Below are 19,450 nucleotides of genomic sequence, written 5' to 3' on the forward strand. Positions count from 1 at the left end.
TGCGCTACAGCGGTTTCAGGGTTTGCGCGCGACCCCGGCCAGCATCCCCGCCTCGCTGGGGTCCGCGAAGTCGATGACCGGCGTGTTGGCCCCGCTCTCCTCCGGATGCCAGGCGGCGGTCCACGTGACGCCGGGGTCGAGGAGCTCGAAGTCGCCGAACAGGGCGTGGATTTCCGCGTTCGAGCGCAGCACGTGCTTGCTGACGTTGGTGTCGTACAGCTCGATGACCGCGTGCAATTGGCGGGCGATGTCGTCGGGCAGGCCCTCGTGGGTGATCTGCGACAGGACCAGATACGAACCAGGGGAAAGCATTTCCCGGTACCGCGCGATGGCCTCGGGCCCGAGGTCGCGGCCGTCCGGGCCGGGCTGCTGGATGTGCAGGACCGCGGTGACCAGCAGGGCCAGCGGTTCGTCGAGGTCGACGACGCCGGTGTCCGCGACGGATTGCCACAGCTCGTCCGGTTCGCGAAGATCGCCCTGGATGACCGCGTGGCGCTCGGGATCGCCGTGGCGCTCCAGCAGGATCCGGGAATGCGCGACCGCGACGGGCTCGCGGTCGATGTAGACGACACGGGAGTCCGGCGCGACCTCGTCGGCGATCTGGTGCACGTTGCCCATCGTCGGGACGCCGGAGCCGATGTCGACGAACTGGCGCACGCCAAGCCGGACCAGGTGCCGCACCGCGCGGTGCAGGAAGGCTCGGTTGGCTCTGGCGCAGTACATGCCCGCCGGGAACGCCGCGAGGACCATTTTGCCGAACTCGCGGTCGATGGCCCAGTTGGCCGTGCCGCCGAGATACCAGTCGTAAACCCGCGCCACGCTGGGGCGGTCGAGGTCCACGCCCGGGATGGGCTCTTCAGGTCCTTGCGCCACGCTGCCTCCCCCGCAGTCGTGACCAATCGTATCCAATCCGGGCGATCGCGCCGGACGGGCGTGCTTGCCCGAGTGCGGGTTGTCCGGGTTGGCGGCGACCACCAGCGCAGCGGGACCGAGGCCGCGGGGAGCCGAACCAGGTCCGCTCCCGCCCGGCGACACCGGCCCACTCGCCCGGTCTGGCTTGCCTTGGTCCTTGGCCGCCGAAATCGCGTGCCCGAATTCCCCGCGCGCGAAGACGTCGGCAAAAGAATGCTCCGTTCGGCCCATCCGCCCCGCCCCGTACAGCAGTCTGCTGTGGTCTGGACAACAAGGTTTCCGCCAGCCCGCAACGGGAAGCGCCGCATTCCGGGGCCGCGGAACGATCTGTCGGCGGGCGTTGAGTAGGCTGCGGGCAGAAACTTTTATGGGGGAGTCATGACTGACGAAATCGAACCCGCGCGCCGGGACGCCGTCCGTTTTCCGGGAATCAGCCCGAGAGCCTACGAACATCCGGTGGATCGCGGCGCGCTCGCCACGCTGCGCGCGGTGCCCGGATTCGCTCAGGTGATCCGCGCGGTCTCCGGCTTCTACAACGAACGCGGCGAACGGCTGATGGCGCTGGCCTCGTCAATCCGCGTCGGGCCGCGGCAGTATCCGGAACTCGACCGGCTGCGTCACGAATGCGCCGAGACGCTGGATCTCCCCGCCGTGCCGAACCTGTTCGTCTACCAGGATCCGCGGCTGCAGGCGTCCGCGCTGGGCATGGACGAGCCGTTCATCCGGATCAGCACCGCGCTCGTCGACCAGATGAGCCACGAATCGCTGAGGTTCGCCATCGGGCACGAGATGGGGCACGTGCTGTCCGGGCACGCGGTCTACCGCACGATCATGGTGCGCCTGATCGGCCTCCAGCTGTCGATGTCCTGGACCCCGGTGAGCGCGCTCGGCATCCGGGCGATCATCGCGGCGCTGAGCGAGTGGTACCGCAAGGCGGAGTTGTCCTGCGACCGCGCGGGCCTGCTCTGCGGCCAGGACCCGGCCGCGGCGCTGCGGGCGCAGATCCAGCTGGCGGGCGGCGTGGATCCGTCTCGCATCGACATTCCGTCCTTCCTCCAGCAGGGAGCGGAATACGAGTCGGTCGAAGACATCCGGGACAGCTTGCTGAAGCTGAAAAACGTCGAGACCGAGACCCATCCGTTCGCTGTGGTGCGAGCGACGCAGCTGCAGAAATGGGCCGCGTCGGAGCAGTACCGGGCGATCCTGTCGGGCGATTACCCTCGCCGCGACGACGACGCGCCGACGACGGACTGGAAGGACGACCTTAAGTCCGCGGCCAAGTCGTACAAGGATTCCTGGAATGCTTCGGCGGATCCGCTGACGAAGGTCTTCACCGAAGTCGGGGAAACTGTTGCCGGCGCGGCCAGCAAGGTTTGGACCAAGTTCGGCGGGGATTCGGGAAATGGCAACGGCTGATTCGGCCGCGATGTGCCGGATCCGTGCTCTGCGTCGCGAATCCGGCTCGTTGAGCCAAGAACGGCTGGCCCGCAGATCGCCTGCGGGCCAGCCGTTTCGCCGTTGACTGCGAGGAAGATCGCGCTGGTTCTGATCAGCTGTAGGCGACCTGGGTGGTTCCGTTGGCGCTGTACCAGGTGATGGTTCCGTGCTGGAAGTTGTTGCGGCGGCCGCCGGTGACGCCGTACTCGTCGCTGGTCGGGTACCCGAGGCCGCCCTTTTCCCAGCCGAGGTCGGCCCACTTCTGCCGGATGGCTCCGTGGATCGATTGCGCGCCGGTGGCGGGAGTCCAGTAGATCGAGGAGCCTTGGGCTCCGTTGAAGTGGTTGTAGCGGCCGGCTCCGTCCGGGGTGCCGGTTTCGTCGGTGGTGGGGTAGCCGAGGCCGCGTTCCCAGCCGAGGTCGGCCCATTTCTGCCGGATGGCGCCTTGGATGGACTGCGCGCCGGTGGCGGGGGTCCAGTAGATGGAGGAGCCTTGGGCTCCGTTGAAGTGGTTGTAGCGGCCGGCTCCGTCGGGCGTGCCGGTTTCGTCGGTGGTGGGGTAGCCCAGCCCGCGTTCCCAGCCCAGCGCGGCCCATTTGTCCCGGATGGCTCCGTGGAGTGAGCGCGCGCCGGTGGTCGAGGTCCAGTAGATCGAGCCCGAGTTGGTGAAGTGGTTGTAGCTGCCGCTGGCGTCGGGGGTGAGGGTTTCGTCGGTGGTGGGCAGGCCGAGGAAGCCGTTGGGGCCGCCGAGTTCCTGGTAGTGCTGGGCGATCGCGCCGTGCACTGCGTAGGCCCCGGTGGGCGGGTTGTAGCCGATGACGCCGTACTGGTAGTTCTGCGCCCAGCCGCCGCCGGCCGGGTACCTGCCGCCGGTCGGGGTGCCGAGGTAGGAGGCCGACCCGCCGAGCGCGTTGTAGTGCTCGGTGATCTTGTCCGGTTCGGTGCCGGCGGCGAGGGTCTGGAGGTCGGTGAGGGTGCCGTTGAAGACGTCCTGGTCGCCGGGGAAGGTGCCCGACGTCGTGGTCTGGGCGAAGGTGTAGTCGGTCCAGCTGGCGGGCATGGTGATGGCGGCGGCGATCCACAGTGGATCGTGGGCGAAGCCGGGGTTGTTGCCGGTGCAGTGGTTCCACCAGCCGTTGGTGGTGTAGATGACCGGCCACCGGTTCGTGCGGTCGTGGATCGTGGTGGTGAAGTCGGTGATCCAGGCGGTGATCTGGGCCGGGGTCATGTTGTAGCACCAGCCGGTCCAGTCCGCGGTGCTGTAGGGGTTGTACTCGATGTCGAGCACGGGCGGGAGGGTTCTGCCGTCGGAGACCCAGCCGCCGCCGTGGCTGAGGAAGAACTGCGCCTGCGCCGCGCCGGTCGAGGTGTCGGGCAGGCCGAAGTGGTAGGCGCCGCGCAGGATCCCGGCGTTCGCGGCCCCGGCGTAGTTGGTCGCGAACTGCGGGTCGGTGTAGGTCGTGCTCTCGGTGGCTTTCATGTACGCGAACTTCGCGCCGTTGCCCGCTGCCGCGCCCCAGTCCACTGTGCCCTGGTAATGGGATACGTCCATGCCCGGCGTCGTCACGCCCGCCGCCATGGCCGCACGCGGGGCGGTTTTCGGCTTTGCGGCGGGGTCTTTGCCGATGGTCGAGCCCATGTAGTCAGAACCCGGATGCGCGGGTGCGCTCGGGCTGGGTGAACTAGTCGATGCCGCGGCCGGTGTCCCGGCCAGTACACAGGCGAGCAACGCGGTGACCGCGCCAGCGGCCACCGCACCACGAATCCATCCCACCGCAAACCTCCACCCGGTATCCGTTCACACCGCTATCGCCGGGATCCCGGAAGCGTTACCGAGCTGAGCGGGAAATCCGACGAAAGTCCCCGTTTCGCGGTCACTGGGGTGCAGCGACGGAGTCGTGGAGGCGGTAGAAGCGGCCGCCGAGTACCGCGTAGACGGTGACGGGTCCGGCTCCGGGGTGTGCGGTGGCTTGCCAGGCGTTGCCGTCGGGGTGGTAAGTGCTCCGGCGAGGACGGCGATGACGGCTTGGTCGCCGGACCACACGCTACCGAGCGCGGCTGCGGCGGCGGAGAGGCGGCCGTCGGGATCGAGTGCGGTGGTGGCCAGCGATTGGGCGCCGCTCGGTTTGGTCAGCAGCCACCCGGCGAGGACGATCGTTCCGGCGGCGGCCATGGCGACGGTTTTGGCCCGGTTTTCGTGTCGGAGCAGGAAGATCGCGGCGACGACGAAGAACGCGGGCAGTCCGGCGCCGAAGCTGAGGCTGGCCAGCAGTGCTGCGGCCGCGGCGGTCCACAGGCGGCCGCGGTGGGCTTGGGCGGCGGCGAGGACGCTGAAGAAGACCGCAGGGATCCAGCTGATGCCGTTGGTGCCTTGCAGCCAGATCTCGGCCAGGTGCGAGGAGAACAGCAGCCACGACATCCCGGCCGCCAGCGCGGCTTTCCGCTGCGGGGACAGGGATCGGGGCAGCATCGAGTACAGGCAGACGCCGATTCCGGCGACCAGTACAACCGTGAGAACGGTGAGGACGCGGTTGTCGCCGCCGAACCAGGCGGCGTCGGCGTAGAAGAGCAGCGAGGGGATGACGAAGGGCTGGTCGAGGTGGTAGGTGAACACCTGGCCCAGCAGAAGGTGCCCTTGGTCGTCGGTGATTTTCGCCAGGACATGCCAGTAGTCGAGCAGCACATGACCGCGCGGCGCCCGCACGGCGGTCCACAACGCCAGCATGGCGGGAACTGCGGCGAACGCGGCCAGCACGACGATCCCAGCGCGGGGTCTTCGGACGACGGGAACGGTGGCGGCGGGGGAAACGAGCGCGGTCAAGGCCTCTCCTAGCGAAGTGGATGTCACCCCGGTCGGCGCTTGCCGGACCTGCCCGCTGCGGATTGCGGATTTTTCGATGTGACTTGCTGCTTTTACCGCGTCAGGGACGGTCTGGACAAGAGTGTCCTTGCTCTCTGTTCCGGATGTAACGGACCAATGCGGACAAAACGATGATTGGTTCGCGGGCTGAAGGAGCAGCTTCTCCGGCCGGTGTCGTGCGGCACGGCGGGTGCTGGGTTGGCGCGATCCGCGGAGGCTCATTCTGCAGTGGTCGTCACTGGTCTCAGTCCGCACGCGGTTGGAAGCGCTGGAACTGCGCGAAGCGTTCCTTGAACCCAGGCAATTTCCGGCCCGGGACCACGATTTCGTTAAGGGCTTCAGACGTCGTGAGGGCTGCAATGCGGTGTCCCGATAGGGCTACCTGCAGATCGCCCCGGAGCTGACCGGCGGGGACCTACATCAGGGAGCCACCGAGGACGGCGAAGGCCCCTTCAGCGTCCCGGCGGGCAACCACCGCGGTGTCGTCGCGCGGGCGATCCGCAACGTCGCGGCCGCACCTGGAACGAGTGCTGCCTTTCTTGCGCAGGCTGGCCGAAGATGGAGCGTCGAGGAATTCCTAACGCTCCGGTACGGACGCGGCCGTGTCCTCGGGTGCGGTCCGAGCCGGAATCGCATCGGCGGGCCCGAGCCGCTCCGCCGCGAAGTCGAGAAGGGCCGAGGCGCGCGGAGTGAGCTTCATGTCCGCCGGCCAGACCCCCACCACGTGGGAAACCGTGACAGGGGGGTCGAGGGGCCGGATGACGACCGGACGCCCCTCGATGCTCATGGGGAGCGCATGCGGCCGGGACATGAGCAGTCCGTAACCGAGTCCGCGACCCACCAGCGCCTCGACGAGGCCGATCTGGGAGACCCTGGCTTCGATCGTGGGCTCCAGGCCGTGCGCGGTGAACGCGTCGGTCACATTGCGGAGGCCCGGTGTCGCGTCGTACTGGATGTAGGGCTCGTCGGCGAGGTCCGCCAGGTCCACTGTTTCGGCTGCCGCGAGCGGATGTCCGGGAGGCAGGTGCACTTCGAGTTCGGTCGGGTAGATCCTGCGGCGGCGGTATCCGGTCGGCAGCGACACGTCGTAGACGAGGGCGACATCGAGACGTCCCGCCTCGAGAGCGGAGAGCAGCTCTTCGTTGGTGCCCGCGGTGATTCCGATGCTCACGCCGGGATGCCTTCGGGGGAAGCCCTCGAGAAGCTCCGGCACCACGTTCGCGGCGAAGCTCGAGTAGCAGCCGAGCCGCACCGGACCCCGCAGTTCGTGTTCGCGCCCGGCGCTCAGGACGAGCTCGTGCGTGTCGGCCACGATCTGCCGAGCCCGTCTGGCGAAATCCTGACCGGTGGGAGTGAGCGTGAGCCCTCTGGCCTTGCGGCGCACGCACAGCTGCTCGCCCACAGCGCTCTCAAGGCTGGATACGGCCTGCGACAACGCGGACTCCGAGATGTGCAGATGGGCTGCGGCCGCGCTGAGCGTGGGGAAGTTCGGCAGTGCCGCGAACAGCTCGAGCTGCCGCAGGCTCACGTCGGAGATGGCTGCCTTCTTCCCGCTTCTTCAGTTCAACTGAATTACATCCTCAGATTACCATGATTTACACGCAGAGGATGGCCTCGCATCATAGGAGGAACAGCTTCCCGATCCCTCCGAACGGAGGGCTGGCAAGGACTTTGGGGACAACGGTGTGCTCCTCTGGTGCCGCAGGCGACTCCGTCGCACCACGGCGAATCGCCTCCGCGACGATCATCGGCGCCGATCCTGGCGCTCCTCCTCCGTGTCGTGCTCGTCGGCCGCCGGAACCGCCTCGCCGCGGGCTCCGGTGAGAGCCGCGTGTGTCGCGCAAGCCAGCAAATCAGTCAAGTAGAAGCGAAGTCAGGCAAGGAGAAGCAGTGGCAAGTGAGGACACTCGAATCGCGATCATCGGCGGAGGGATGGGCGGGCTGACGGCCGCGATCGCGCTGCGGAAGATCGCCGGCGTCCAGGCCACCGTGTTCGAGCAGGCTAGCAAGCTGGGCGAAGTGGGTGCGGGTGTCACGGTCGCGCCGAACGCCGCGCGCGTTCTCGAGAGACTCGGCGTGCTCGATCGGATCAGGCGCGTCGGAGCGGTCCCGGACGGGCACGGCGTCTACCAGAACGCCATGGGCGGTCTGGTGACCGACGCGGCATGGGAGGACTCGGCCAAGCAGTACCAGAACATCGGGATGTACCGCCCGGACCTGATCGACGCCTTGGCGCAGGAGATCGATCCGGCGACAATCCGTCCCGGCCATCGGCTGGTTTCGGTGGAAACCCTGGACTCGGGCGTCCGCGTCGAGTTCGAGAACGGCGCGAACGACGTGTTCGACGCCGTGATCGGTGCGGACGGCATCCATTCGGTGGTGCGCGGAGCCGTCGGCCAGTTCCCCGACCCGGTCTACTCCGGGTACATCGTCTACCGCGGAGTGGTCGACGCGTCCCGCCTGCCTGCCGATTGGCGCATGATCAGCCAGGTGTGGATGGGCAACCGGCGGCACTTCATGTGCTATCCGCTGCAGCAGCGGAAGCTGTTCAACTTCGTCGCCGGCATCCCGAGCGACCGCCCGCTCGCCGGCGCCTGGTCCGGCCCGGCAGAGGTCGGCGAACTCGCCGCCGAGTTCGCGGGCGCGGACTGGGACCCGAAACTCCAAGAGTTCATCGAGTGCATCGAGCACACCTTCTGGTGGGGCCTCTTCGATCACGACCCGCTTACCAATTGGTCCAGGGGACCGATCACCCTGCTCGGGGACGCGGCGCACACGATGCTGCCGCACCAGGGTCAGGGGGTGAACCAGGCGATCGAGGACAGCATGGCGCTCGCCACTTTCCTCGCGGCAGCCGACAATGTCGCCGACATTCCCGAGGCGTTCCGGCGCTACACCTCAGTCCGCATGCAACGCACGGCGATCCTGCAGAACGGCTCTCGCCGAGCCGGTGCCATGTTCGACGCACAGTACGAATTCGCGGACCTCAAAAAGCGTGACGCCGATCTCCGAGTCGGGCGCGACTTCCGGCGAAGCGCGGTATTCGACTACGACGCACAAAAAGTGGCCGAACAAGCGCTCAACCGATTCCAGGGGGTTCCGGTCGCATGACCTCGATCAGCATCATCGGCAGCGGCAAAATGAGCGGAGCGATCGCAGAAGTCGCGACCCGGGCCGGCGCCGGCATTCAGATCATCAAGCGCAGCGCGGAGAGCATGTCCGCGGCACGTCCTGGTCTCGACTACGGCGCCATGGGCGACAAACTCACCGGAGACCTGGTCGTGCTCGCCGTTCCCTACGGGGCGTACCCGAGCATCGTCGAGCACTATCGGGACCAGCTCCGCGAAAAGATCGTCATCGACATCAGCAACCCCATCGATTTCTCCACCTACGACCGGTTGAAGTCGCCCGCCGATTCCTCCACCGCGGCCGAACTCGTGAAGCTGCTGCCGGCGGGCACGGCAGTCGTCAAGGCGTTCAACGTCAATCTGGGAGACACGCTCACCAGCGGCACGAACGGCACGACGCGCACGACCGTCCTGTTCGCCGGCGACTACGCGGACGCCAAGATCGCCGTCGCGGAGTTCATCGAGGCGGCGGGAATGCGCGCGGTCGACGTCGGCCCGCTCACCCGCGCACGGGAACTCGAGGCGATGGGATTCCTCCAGATCGTGCTGGCAGCGCTCGGAAAGACACGTTACGAGTCGGGTTTCACGCTGCTGGAGTGAGCGGCATCGATCACCTCCGACGCTCTTGGTCTCCGCCTCCAGGGACATGGCTTAATCGTTGATCAGGTCCTGTCAGGTCGGCGGGCTGATCCAAGCGCAGGGCGACCTTGGGCACGTTGCCCCGTGCACGGGGGCCGCTTCGACTGCCCGAGACGCATGGCCTGGCTCTCCGCGGCGACCGCGGTGCCCCCGACGATAGCCGCTCCGGTGGCGACGATCAGCTTGCCGATGCCTCCCAGCATCGAAGCTCCGGTGGGGTCGCTGTTGTTGGCGGGGTCGTTCTGTGCGTAGGCGTAGTGTCCGCCGCAGCCGTCGAAGATGCTGCGGTGCAGGTTCGTCATCGACTTGTCGGTGAGGCGACGGAATTCGTCGTCGGAGGGATGACCGGTCGTCCCGGCGGTGTCGCGCGGCAACGTGACCTTCCTCGACACGCTCGGCCACCACCGCCCCCGGAGCGGGTTGCCGCTGAGGGGACGGTGGTGGCGGGATCCGTGGTCAGCCGCCGCAGGCGGGGACTGGGGCGACGTCCACGGCGGCGTCGATGATCTCGCCGGTGGTGTGGTTGACCGCGTGCACGGTCATGTGCTGGTTGGTGCCGGGGTGGTTGGCGGTCGGGTGCTGCTCCCTGATCCCGGTGGCGGTCGAGAGGTCGTCGCCGGTGAAGAAGACCTGTCCGTTGTCGGCGAACGTGATCGACCACAGCTGGTTGGGAACGTTGGTGTGGATCTCGAACTCCTCGCCGACGACGAAGCTTCCGCCGGGCCCGTCGTCATCGTGCTTGGACTTCAGCGTCCACGACGTTCCCATGTTCCCGACGCCGTCGGCCTCCGACGTGGGACCGCACCGCCGGCTGGCCTCGGCGTTCCCGATGCCGACAAGGCTGAGCAAACCAGCGGCGACCATGGTCGCCGCAATGTGCTTGTACCGCACGGAATCCTCCCTGTTCTCAGCAATTTGTTGTCTGCACCTGTCGATACGCGGCAGGGTTACGGGGACACCGGGCAAGCGACGTCGCCGCCGAGCACAAGCTGATCGCCGAACTCACCGTCGCGCGCGACGAAGCCGGTGCGACCCAGGCGCTTCGCGACCACATCGAACGCACGACCGCCGCTCTCGTCCGGTATGCCGAAGGGCTCGACGGCACCGATGAACGAGCGCTGGCCTGAACGCGCCGCGGCCCTCCCGCCGCTGCTCGGGGCGGGAGGGCCGCAGGGCAGCCCGGTCAGCCCAGCCGGGTGAAGAGCGCTCGGGCGTTCTCGGAGTCGATCGCGCGGGATTGCTCGGCGGTCAGGCCGCTCTGGGTGTCGAGGATTTCGGTGAAGTGGGTGGCGACTGGCAGTGGGGCGTAAGGGAAGTCGCTGCCGTAGAGGATCTTTGCGGGGTCGGCGAACCGGGTGAGCGCGCCGAAGACGTATTCGCCCGAGGACAGCGCGGTGTCCCAGTAGAAGCTGCGGAACCGGGCGAGGAGTTCGTCTTCGGTGGGCCCGGTGGGATCCATCGCGGTCTGGACCTGGCAGAACCGCAGGGCCGCGTAGGGCACGAAGCCGCCTGCGTGCGAGAGGATGATGCGCGCGTTCGGGTACCGCTCGGTGATCCCGTGGACCACCATGTGCACGGCGTTGCGGGTGGTGTCGAACGGATAGTCCACCATCGGCCCGGGAACCTCGGGCAGCACCGGGAGAAGCGGGTGCCCCGGGTGGATGAACACCACGGCGCGGCGCCGGTCCAGCGCTTCCCACAACGGCGCGTACCGGTCGTCGCCGAGGTAGACGCCTTCGTAGTTCGACAGCAGCACCACGCCGTCGACGCGCAGCTGGTCGAAGGCGTAGTCGACTTCGGCGACCGCGCCTTCGACGTCAGGCAGCGGGAGAGTGGCGAAGTTCCCGAACCGGTCCGGGCGCTCGCGGACGAGTCCGCCGGTGTAGTCGTTGACCCGCCGCGCCATCTCGCGACGTGCCGCGCCTTCCCAGCCGACGACGCTCGGGGCGGTCAGCGACAGCACGCTCGTGGCGATGCCGTTGGCGTCCATGAATTTCAGGTGGTCGTCCGGCGTCCACTGTGGAACGGTCCAGCCCGAGGGGTCGCCGCCGTGCTGTGCGAGGGCCTCGCCCCAGAAGGGAGGGACCAGGTGGGTGTGGACGTCGATGCGTTCGTGTTCGCTCATGACTCCACCGTCTCTCCCGGGAGCCGGCGGCGGGAGGGGGAGGATTCGATCCCCCACCTGATCGGGCCACGCTGATGGCCCGCGACCCGCGGCTGGCGCAGCTCGGGGCGTTCCTGCACGCCCGTCATTTGCTGCCTTTGCCGAGGACGTTGACGACGCGGCGAGAGAGGCCGAGGTCTCGTTCCATATCGATGTTGGCGATTCGGACAGGCGACCGCCGGTGTCCCAGATCGGTCGCGGAGCGAGGGTCAGGGGTGAAAATCCTCAGATAGGAGTAGGAGTGTCACTGAGCGCCGTGCTAGCTCCCGCCCCCGCGCGCGCGACGGCACGAAAAAGGGGCTGAACCCGCAGGTCCAGCCCCACCAGGGTCGGGATGACAGGATTTGAACCTGCCACCCTCCGCTCCCAAAGCGGGAACGGCTCAGCGCAGTGCTGCATCAGCGACAGCTGCTGGTCGGCGATGAGCGAGAATCCTCAAATAGGAGGGTCGTGGCGTATCGCGGCCTTGTTATCGAATGTCGAGGCGAGATCTGGGACTGCAGCGGTCTCGTCGGCGATGGACGCGGGCCTGCGGTCGCTGGATGTACGGCCCCGCGTCAGTCGTGGACGGTGAGGCAGGCCTGGTGATCGATGTCGGTCCAGCCGAGACACAGCTGCAGGTTGTTCGGAAAGTCGTTGTTCATGGCGAAGTGCTGCTTCAATGTGCCCAGTTTGCTGCAGGTGTAGAAGCCCAGGCGGAACATTCGGCCGTTGGCGTACAGCACTGGTGTCGCGCAACTGGAGTCCGCCCAAGGCGGAAGGCCCTCGCTCGCATCGAGAGTGTCGACGTGGAGCTTCTCACCGTGCACGTTCTCGCAGACTGAGCGGAAACCCAAGGGCCCCAACCAGCAGCTGTCTCCCGAATACGGCGTGATGCCGCTCTTCGCGAAGTCCGGTGTGTGCTGCGCAGCGGCCGGGATGCCCAAGCAACCCTCCCAGTTGTTGCTCGTTGACGAGCCGGGTTGCGACGTGTAGGCGGTCACCACGTTGTCGGTCTCGACATTGACGATCACGACGGCGTCGATGTTCGGCGACGAGATGGTGTACGAGACGTTGTTCTTTCCGCTGGCCGGCCCTTCGTACTTGGCGCTCCTCAGCACATGTTCGATGCACTGGACTGTCGCCGTGGTGATTGGCGGGCGGCGGTCGTTGATGTGCCGGACACCGAAGCCGGCTTTGTCGCCGACGTCATGGCGGCCGCAGCGCAGGTTGACGGTGCGGTAGGTGTCCGTGTTGCGCACCGATGTGACCAAGTAGTCCTCGGCGGTGGCAGGTTTGAAGCAGTCCTGATATCCCTTGATCGGCGCGGCCGCAGTCGCGGTGGTGTTCGCTGCGAGCAGCGCCCCTGTCGTGATGATGGCCAGCATTCCGAGGCGTCTGAAAATGTCGGCAAAGCCCGGAGATCTCATGATAGTTCCCGAATCCTTCCTGACGACATGGACGAAGCACTGCGGTTTCTGGAGGATGTCAGCCGAGTGCGCGGCGGAGCTCGGTGACAGCTGTGTCTGGGAATGGGTGTGGCCAGCCTGGGATGATGCCTCCCGGTTTCGTGGCCGCGCTGACGGTTTCGAAGCCGCGCAGGAAGGCGCTGGCGAGTTCGTGGCGCGGCGCGACCTGTCGCAGCAGCACTTCGCCTCGTTCGGGTGTCCAGTCCGGCGCGGTGATCCAGGTGCGGATCGCCACCGCGTGCACCACCAGCGCGAGGTGGTCCGCTACCGGCGAGGCGAAGTCCAGGAAGACTCCGCCTGGTTCATCGCCCCACAGCACGGACTGCAACTCCACCACCGGCCTCGGGCGGGCCAGGTTCGCGACGGCCTGTGCGAGGTCTCCGAAGGCGTCGTTGAGCCCCGTTGCGTGGAAGGTTTGCCGTTGCGGGCCGGAGCCCATCGTCAGCCTGCACCAGGCCGAGCGGAATTCGAACGTGACGTCGTCAGTCATGGCGCAATTCTCCCTGGCCGGTTGGACACCAGTTTGCCGGGCAGGTGTCCGTCTGTTCTCCAGGACGAATGATCAGATCAACGTCACGACCCTGGGCGGGCCTGACTGATCCCGCGTCGGCAGTAGTTCTTGCGATGCTCCTGTCCTCATTCCGGCCACACGGCGGTCGCTTGAAATCATCTGGCGGCGGGTAGGCTCAGGAGCGAGCGCAACCGCCGGTGCGATGGTCGATGCGCACCTTCCGGCAGTCCTAAGGGAAAACCGATGTCAAACAAGGCCTTGCTGGTGTCAGCCGCGTGATTCCTGCGCGGACGCGGTTCCGTGCGCAAGCGATGCCGCAAGCGTCGCGGCGGCGAGCGCCGCCAGGATGGCTCTTCGTCGATAATTGTTCCGATCACAGCTATTCTCCCCGTTGCTCAAGGAACCGAGCACATGCGAGCAGGCGCGAAGCGTCGGCTGGCGCGCCGATCCGCACCTCGCAGTGATGCTGACACCGCATATTCGCAGCGGTGAGGCGAATTAATCCCCTGCATGCAGATGATTCTCCCGGTCGTTGCGCTCGGTCCTGACATTCCCATAACTGCCATGATTGGCGCAAGGGCGGTTGGTGCACTATGGACGAGCGAACATCGACGCCGTCCATCGGCTGTTTCGAATCGGTTCGTTGTGCGCGGGACAGTCAGGAGAAACCGCAAGAGAAACTGTCTGGAGAAACGGTTTCATTGAGCCGTGACGATTTCGCATGTCTCGCCCGCTAGTATTCATTCGCGCAGATCTTCGCGCTTGTCGGCCCCGCTAGAATGGGTTCGCGCCATTTGCCGTCTCTGTCAAGGACGTTGACGAGACGATGGGAGAGGTCGAGGTCGCGTTCCAGGTCGATGTTGGCGATTTCGGCGAGGCGACGCCGGTGTCCCGGATGAGTCGGATGATCGCTTCGCCGCGGCGGCTGTGAAAGTCGCGGCCTTGGCAGTTCCGGAGCGTCTGTTTGATGAATTCCGCCGGGGTGATAGGAATCGGCTGGTCCGGGATGTGCGGCGGTTTCATGCGGCCATCGGGTGGTGCTCGGTTCCGGCGGAGCAGTCTCGTCGGCTTCCGGCAGTGCGACCGGGTCGGCGAGCCAGGTGGTCTCGGCCTCGAGTGACATGGCCCACTCGTCGATCAACGCCTGCCAGGCCGGCGGAGCGGGCTTCAGAGCTCGGGTGCGCAGGTGAAAATCCTCAAAGAGGAGTGTCACTGAGCCCCGCACCAGCTCCCGCGCCGCGTCCCGCGGCACGAAAAAGGGGCTGAACCCGCAGGTCCAGCCCCTCAACGCGACGTCGGGATGACAGGATTTGAACCTGCGACCCTCCGCTCCCAAAGCGGATGCGCTACCAAGCTGCGCCACATCCCGGCACCCCCGAAGCCTCCGGAAACCCCGGTACCCGGGGGGTGTACGACCCACCCTAGCGGGCACGCTAAGCTGGCTTCGCTCCCGGGTCACCGAGGGCGCTGCGGGTGTAGCTCAATGGTAGAGCCCTAGTCTTCCAAACTAGCTACGCGGGTTCGATTCCCGTCACCCGCTCCAGCGGTTCCACCTCCGAAGAGGACGACGCCGCGTCCGCCTCCAGGCGGGCGGCGATCACGTCCAGCAACAGGTCTGTGTCCACCGGCTTCGTGATGTAGTCGTCCGCTCCCGAGGCCAGGGTTCGTTCGCGGTCTTCCTCCGTCGCCTTCGCTGTGACGGCGATCACGGGCAGGTCTTCGTGGGCCGCTTCGGCTCGGATTGCGGCGATGGTCGCGTTGCCGTCCAGTTCCGGCATCATCACGTCCATCAGCACCAGTGCGGTGTCCTCATGGCGTTCCAGCGCCCGGATTCCGGCCACACCGGTGTCGGCGTAGATGACTTCCAGGCCGGCCTGTTCCAGGACCGCCGCGAGGGCGAAGACGTTGCGCAGGTCGTCGTCGACGATGAGGACCTTTTCGCTGTTGAAGCGTTTCGGGGCGCTGTTCGGCTCTGCCACCGTGATGGTGCTCGGCAGGACCGGCAGCTTCGGCGTCGGGCGCACGGGGGTCGTCGGGGCGATCAGGTTCGCGGCGCCGACCGGCAGGTACAGCGTGAAGGTGCTGCCACGGCCGGGGACGCTGCTGACGCGCAGTTCGCCACTCAGCAGCTCGGTCAGCTGCTGGCTGATCGACAGGCCGAGGCCCGTGCCGCCGTACTTGCGGCTGGTCGTTCCATCCGCCTGGCGGAAGGCGTCGAAGATGACTTCCAGCTTCTCCTCAGGGATGCCGATTCCGGTGTCCTCGACGCCGAACGCGATGATCCCGGCCGCCGAGCGCAGGGATTCCTGCTCGACCTCCTCGGGCTCCGCCATCCGGATGTGCAGGCGTACGCCGCCCTCGTCGGTGAACTTCGCGGCGTTCGACAGGAGGTTCCGGAGCACCTGCTGGAGGCGGTGCTCGTCGGTGTGCACGCTGCCGGGCACCGGCGGGTCGATCAGGACCGCGAACTCCAGGCCCTTGTCCGCGGTCAGCGGGCGGCACAGCGATTCGACGTAGTTGACCAGCTCCGGCAGCGTCACGTCGGACATCTGCAGGTCCAGCTTGCCCGCCTCGACCTTCGCCAGGTCCAGGATGTCGTTGATCAGCTGCTGAAGGTCAGACCCCGCCGCCCAGATCGTCTTCGCGAACTGGATCTGCTTCTCCGTGAGGTTGCCCTCGGGGTTCTCCGACAGCAGTTTCGCGAGGATCAGTGCACTGTTGAGCGGAGTTCGCAGCTCGTGCGACATGTTCGCCATGAACTCGTTCTTGTACTGCGACGCGACCGTCAGCTGCCCGGCCCGCTCCTCAAGCTCCTGCCGCGCCTGTTCGATCTCGATGTTCTTGACCTCGATGTCGCGGTTCTGCTGGGCCAGCAGCGCCGCCTTCTCGGCCAGTTCGGTGTTCGACCGGCGCAGTTCGCCCTGCTGGGCCTGCAGCTGCTCGGACCGCGCGCGCAGTTCCTGGGCCAGCCGCTGCGATTCGGTCAGCAGCGCCTCGGTGCGCGAGTTCGACAGGATCGTGTTCACGTTGACGCCGATCGTGTGCCGCAGCTGCTCCAGCAGGTCCAGGTGCACCGCGGAGAACTCGTTGACCGACGCCAGTTCCAGCACGCCCAGCACCTCGCCCTGGAACAGCACCGGCAGCACGATCACGTTCACCGGCGGGGCCGAGCCGAGCCCGGACGACACCAGCGCGTACTCCGGGGGAGCGCCGTTGACCAGTATCGTCCGCCGGTCCACCGCGGCCTGGCCGATCAGCGATTCGCCGAGCCGGAAGCGCAGGCCGGTGCGGGCCTGGGCGAGGCCGTAGGCGGCGATGCAGTCGAGCAGCTTGTCCGGGTCGCCCGCGTCCTCTTCGTCGTGCGCGATGAAGAACGCGCCCTGCTGCGCGCTCACCAGCGGGGCCAGCTCGGACAGGATCAGCGTCGCCACCGACGCGAGGTCGCGGTGGCCCTGCATCCGGCCGGACAGCCGCGCCAGGTTCGTCTTCAGCCAGTCCTGTTCGCGGTTCGCGGAGGTGGTCTCCTTGAGGTTCGCGATCATCTGGTTGATGTTGTCCTTGAGGTCCGCCAGCTCGCCGGACGCGTCCACGGTGATGTGCCGGGTCAGATCGCCCGCGGTCACCGCCGTCGCGACCTGGCCGATCGCGCGGACCTGGGTGGTCAGGTTGCCCGCCAGCTGGTTCACGCTCTCGGTCAGCCGCTTCCAGGTGCCGGACACGCCCTCGACCTCGGCCTGGCCGCCCAGCTTGCCCTCGGTGCCGACCTCCCGGGCGACCCGGGTGACCTCCGCGGCGAACGCGGACAGCTGGTCGACCATCGTGTTCATCGTGGTCTTCAGCTCGAGGATCTCGCCCCGGGCGTCGACGTCGATCTTGCGGGACAGGTCGCCGCGCGCGACCGCCGTGGTGACCTGCGAGATGTTCCGCACCTGGCTGGTCAGGTTGTGCGCCATGAAGTTGACGTTCTCGGTCAGGTCCTTCCAGGTCCCGGCCACGCCCGGCACCCGCGCCTGACCGCCGAGGATGCCTTCGGTGCCGACCTCGCGGGCGACCCGGGTGACCTCGTCGGCGAACGCGCGCAGCGTCTCGACCATGTCGTTCAGCGTCCCGGCCAGCGCCGCGACCTCGCCCGCCGCGTCGATGGAGATCTTCTTCGACAGGTCGCCGTTCGCCACCGCGCTCGCCATCGTGGCGATGCTCCGCACCTGCACGGTGAGGTTGTCGGCCATGACGTTCACGTTGTCGGTCAGGTCTTTCCAGATCCCCGCGACGCCGGGGACCCGCGCCTGGCCGCCGAGGCGGCCTTCGGTGCCGACCTCACGCGCGACTCGGGTGACCTCGTCCGCGAAGGCGGACAGCTGGTCGACCATCGTGTTGAGGATGTTCTTCAGCTCGAGGATCTCGCCGCGCGCGTCGACGGTGATCTTCTGCGTCAGGTCGCCGCGCGCCACGGCGGAGGTGACCTGGGAAATGTTCCGCACCTGGTCGGTGAGGTTGTTGGCCATGAAGTTGACGTTGTCGGTGAGGTCCTTCCAGGTCCCTGCCACGCCCGGGACGGTCGCCTGACCGCCGAGTTTTCCTTCCGTGCCAACCTCTCGCGACACCCGGGTGACCTCGTCCGCGAAGGACGAGAGCTGGTCGACCATGGTGTTCAGCGTCGTCTTGAGCTCGAGGATCTCGCCGCGCGCGTCGACCGCGATCTTCTTCGTCAGGTCGCCGCGCGCCACCGCCGTCGCGACCTGCGCGATGTTGCGGACCTGCGCGGTGAGGTTGTTCGCCATGAAGTTCACCGAGCCGGTCAGGTCGCGCCAGATGCCCGCGACCCCGGGCACGGTGGCCTGGCCGCCCAGCTGCCCTTCCGTACCCACTTCGCGGGCGACTCGGGTGACCTCGTCGGCGAAGGACGAGAGCTGGTCGACCATCGTGTTCATCGTGGTCTTGAGCTCGAGGATCTCGCCCCGGGCGTCCACGGTGATCTTCTGCGTCAGGTCGCCCTTCGCGACCGCGGTGGTCACGTGCGAGATGTTCCGGACCTGGTCGGTCAGGTTGTCGGCCATCTGGTTGACCGAGTCGGTCAGGCCGCGCCACGTGCCCGCCGCGCCGGGGACCTCCGCCTGACCGCCGAGGCGGCCGTCGCTGCCGACCTCGCGGGCGACCCGGGTGACTTCGTCGGCGAAGGACGAGAGCTGGTCGACCATCGTGTTCAGCGTCGTCTTGAGCTGCAGGATCTCGCCGCGGGCGTCGACGTCGATCTTCTTCGTCAGATCGCCCGCCGCGACCGCCGTGGCGACCTGCGCGATGTTGCGGACCTGGTCGGTCAGGTTGTCCGCCATCAGGTTCACCGAGTCGGTGAGGTCGCGCCAGGTGCCCGCGACGCCCGGCACGCGCGCCTGGCCGCCGAGCCGTCCTTCGGAACCGACCTCCCGCGACACCCGGGTGACCTCGTCGGCGAAGGACGAGAGCTGGTCGACCATCGTGTTGATGGTGTTCTTGAGCTCGAGGATCTCGCCCCGGGCGTCGACGTTGATCTTCTGCGTGAGGTCGCCGCGGGCCACCGCGGTGGTGACCGAGGCGATGTTGCGGACCTGCTCGGTGAGGTTGTCGGCGAGGAAGTTGACCGAGTCGGTCAGGTCGCGCCACGTGCCGGCCACGCCGGGGACCTCGGCCTGACCGCCCAGACGGCCTTCTCCGGCGATCTCGCGGGACAGCCGGATCACCTCGGCGGCGAACCGCGACAGCTGCGCGTTGAGCCCGTTGACGGTCTTCGCCAGCTCGGCGTACTGCCCGCGCAGCGGACGGCCGTCCAGCTGCAGCGCCATCGGCTGCGACAGATCGCCCTCGGCGACCGCGCCGAGCACCCGGTCCAGCTCCACGACCGGACGGCTGACGTCCTCGATCAGCCCGTTGACCGTGTCGACCGCGGTGGCCCAGCCGCCGGGGCCGATCTCGGTGCGCACGCGCTCGGTGAGCTTGCCCTCCTGGCCCACCTCGCCGCGCACGCGCATGAGTTCGGTCACCAGCCGCTGGTTGCGTTCGGCGATGTCGTTGAACGCCGACGCGAGCCGGGCGGTGATCCCGTCCCCGTGCGCGACGAAGCGCCGCCGGAAGTTGCCGTCCCCGAGGTCGTGGACCGCGCCGAGCAGCCGCTCCAGCGCCGCGACCTCGCTCGCCGGGACGAATTCCGGTTCCTGGGCCCCGGAGTTCCGGGGGCTCCCGGAAGTCTGTGGGGACTCTGTCATCTTTGCCGACCTTCCCACCACGCGTGTGCCAGCCATGGTCGTCGACCCAGCGTGCCATGGTTCGCCCTACACTTCGACCCAGTCCGCCCGCGCACACTGTGCCAACCTGGAA

14 protein-coding genes and 2 tRNA genes are annotated in these 19,450 nt (G+C 67.4%); 4 read left to right on the forward strand and 12 right to left on the reverse strand.

Translation table 11 applies throughout. The features are described 5' to 3' along the window. Positions 1-15: 15 nt before the first annotated feature. Entirely contained in the window at positions 16-873 is an 858-nt protein-coding gene (locus ABD156_RS34005) for an SAM-dependent methyltransferase (RefSeq protein ID WP_377927205.1), read from the reverse strand. Between the two features lie 417 nt (positions 874-1,290). Between ABD156_RS34005 and ABD156_RS34010 the strand changes: the two genes are divergently transcribed. After that, on the forward strand, positions 1,291-2,328 hold the full coding sequence (locus ABD156_RS34010; protein WP_344283512.1) for a M48 family metallopeptidase: 1,038 nt from the start codon (positions 1,291-1,293) through the stop codon (positions 2,326-2,328). A 133-nt stretch (positions 2,329-2,461) separates the two neighbouring features. On the opposite strand, the gene ABD156_RS34015 is transcribed toward ABD156_RS34010, so the two are convergent. From ABD156_RS34015 to ABD156_RS34025, 3 genes are all read right to left on the reverse strand, one after another. Next, the gene (locus tag ABD156_RS34015) at positions 2,462-3,988 is read right to left on the reverse strand and encodes a GH25 family lysozyme (RefSeq protein ID WP_344285283.1); all 1,527 of its coding nucleotides are present in this window, start codon (positions 3,986-3,988) and stop codon (positions 2,462-2,464) included. A 159-nt stretch (positions 3,989-4,147) separates the two neighbouring features. After that, positions 4,148-5,170, reverse strand: coding sequence for a hypothetical protein (locus tag ABD156_RS34020; RefSeq protein ID WP_344283515.1), 1,023 nt, complete (start codon positions 5,168-5,170; stop codon positions 4,148-4,150). 616 nt (positions 5,171-5,786) lie between these two features. Further along, complete coding sequence (locus ABD156_RS34025) at positions 5,787-6,737, reverse strand: LysR family transcriptional regulator (RefSeq protein ID WP_344283518.1); 951 nt, start codon at positions 6,735-6,737, stop codon at positions 5,787-5,789. Between the two features lie 362 nt (positions 6,738-7,099). Here ABD156_RS34025 and ABD156_RS34030 point away from each other — a divergent pair, with 362 nt between their 5' ends. Both ABD156_RS34030 and ABD156_RS34035 read left to right on the forward strand, forming a co-directional pair. Beyond that, positions 7,100-8,320: an FAD-dependent monooxygenase gene (locus ABD156_RS34030; RefSeq protein WP_344283521.1), complete on the forward strand. Its 1,221-nt coding sequence runs from the start codon at positions 7,100-7,102 to the stop codon at positions 8,318-8,320. After that, positions 8,317-8,937 carry an NADPH-dependent F420 reductase gene (locus tag ABD156_RS34035; RefSeq protein WP_344283524.1) on the forward strand — a complete coding sequence of 207 codons (621 nt, stop codon included), beginning with the start codon at positions 8,317-8,319 and terminating at the stop codon, positions 8,935-8,937. The genes ABD156_RS34030 and ABD156_RS34035 overlap by 4 nt, the downstream gene beginning before the upstream one ends. A 62-nt stretch (positions 8,938-8,999) precedes the next feature. Here ABD156_RS34035 and ABD156_RS34040 read toward each other — a convergent pair whose 3' ends face one another. From ABD156_RS34040 to ABD156_RS34070, 7 genes are all read right to left on the reverse strand, one after another. After that, a complete protein-coding gene (locus ABD156_RS34040) occupies positions 9,000-9,368 on the reverse strand; it encodes an RHS repeat-associated core domain-containing protein (RefSeq protein ID WP_344283527.1) in 369 nt (122 codons plus the stop codon). 64 nt (positions 9,369-9,432) lie between these two features. After that, complete coding sequence (locus ABD156_RS34045) at positions 9,433-9,867, reverse strand: hypothetical protein (RefSeq protein ID WP_344283530.1); 435 nt, start codon at positions 9,865-9,867, stop codon at positions 9,433-9,435. A 292-nt stretch (positions 9,868-10,159) separates the two neighbouring features. Beyond that, positions 10,160-11,101, reverse strand: coding sequence for an amidohydrolase family protein (locus ABD156_RS34050; RefSeq protein ID WP_344283533.1), 942 nt, complete (start codon positions 11,099-11,101; stop codon positions 10,160-10,162). Between the two features lie 596 nt (positions 11,102-11,697). Further along, positions 11,698-12,507: a hypothetical protein gene (locus ABD156_RS34055; RefSeq protein ID WP_344283536.1), complete on the reverse strand. Its 810-nt coding sequence runs from the start codon at positions 12,505-12,507 to the stop codon at positions 11,698-11,700. 100 nt (positions 12,508-12,607) lie between these two features. After that, a complete protein-coding gene (locus ABD156_RS34060; RefSeq protein ID WP_344283539.1) occupies positions 12,608-13,078 on the reverse strand; it encodes a hypothetical protein in 471 nt (156 codons plus the stop codon). Between the two features lie 754 nt (positions 13,079-13,832). Further along, entirely contained in the window at positions 13,833-14,351 is a 519-nt protein-coding gene (locus ABD156_RS34065) for a hypothetical protein (protein ID WP_344283541.1), read from the reverse strand. 43 nt (positions 14,352-14,394) lie between these two features. Then, positions 14,395-14,468, reverse strand: a tRNA-Pro gene (locus ABD156_RS34070). 100 nt (positions 14,469-14,568) lie between these two features. Here ABD156_RS34070 and ABD156_RS34075 point away from each other — a divergent pair. Further along, positions 14,569-14,642, forward strand: a tRNA-Gly gene (locus tag ABD156_RS34075). Here ABD156_RS34075 and ABD156_RS34080 read toward each other — a convergent pair. Then, the gene (locus ABD156_RS34080; RefSeq protein ID WP_344283543.1) at positions 14,611-19,338 is read right to left on the reverse strand and encodes a HAMP domain-containing protein; all 4,728 of its coding nucleotides are present in this window, start codon (positions 19,336-19,338) and stop codon (positions 14,611-14,613) included. The genes ABD156_RS34075 and ABD156_RS34080 overlap by 32 nt on opposite strands. Positions 19,339-19,450 lie beyond the last annotated feature (112 nt).

This window comes from Amycolatopsis albidoflavus (genome assembly GCF_039525725.1).
GTDB classification, from domain to species: Bacteria; Actinomycetota; Actinomycetes; order Mycobacteriales; family Pseudonocardiaceae; genus Amycolatopsis; species Amycolatopsis albidoflava.

Bases quoted from the DNA above. Each gene is read 5' to 3' on its own strand.
- ABD156_RS34010 (WP_344283512.1), top strand. From the start codon at position 1,291: ATGACTGACGAAATCGAACCCGCGCGCCGGGACGCCGTCCGTTTTCCG.
- ABD156_RS34055 (WP_344283536.1), bottom strand. From the start codon at position 12,507: ATGCTGGCCATCATCACGACAGGGGCGCTGCTCGCAGCGAACACCACC.
- ABD156_RS34080 (WP_344283543.1), bottom strand. From the start codon at position 19,338: ATGACAGAGTCCCCACAGACTTCCGGGAGCCCCCGGAACTCCGGGGCC.
- ABD156_RS34015 (WP_344285283.1), bottom strand. From the start codon at position 3,988: ATGGGCTCGACCATCGGCAAAGACCCCGCCGCAAAGCCGAAAACCGCC.
- ABD156_RS34035 (WP_344283524.1), top strand. From the start codon at position 8,317: ATGACCTCGATCAGCATCATCGGCAGCGGCAAAATGAGCGGAGCGATC.
- ABD156_RS34050 (WP_344283533.1), bottom strand. From the start codon at position 11,101: ATGAGCGAACACGAACGCATCGACGTCCACACCCACCTGGTCCCTCCC.
- ABD156_RS34060 (WP_344283539.1), bottom strand. From the start codon at position 13,078: ATGACTGACGACGTCACGTTCGAATTCCGCTCGGCCTGGTGCAGGCTG.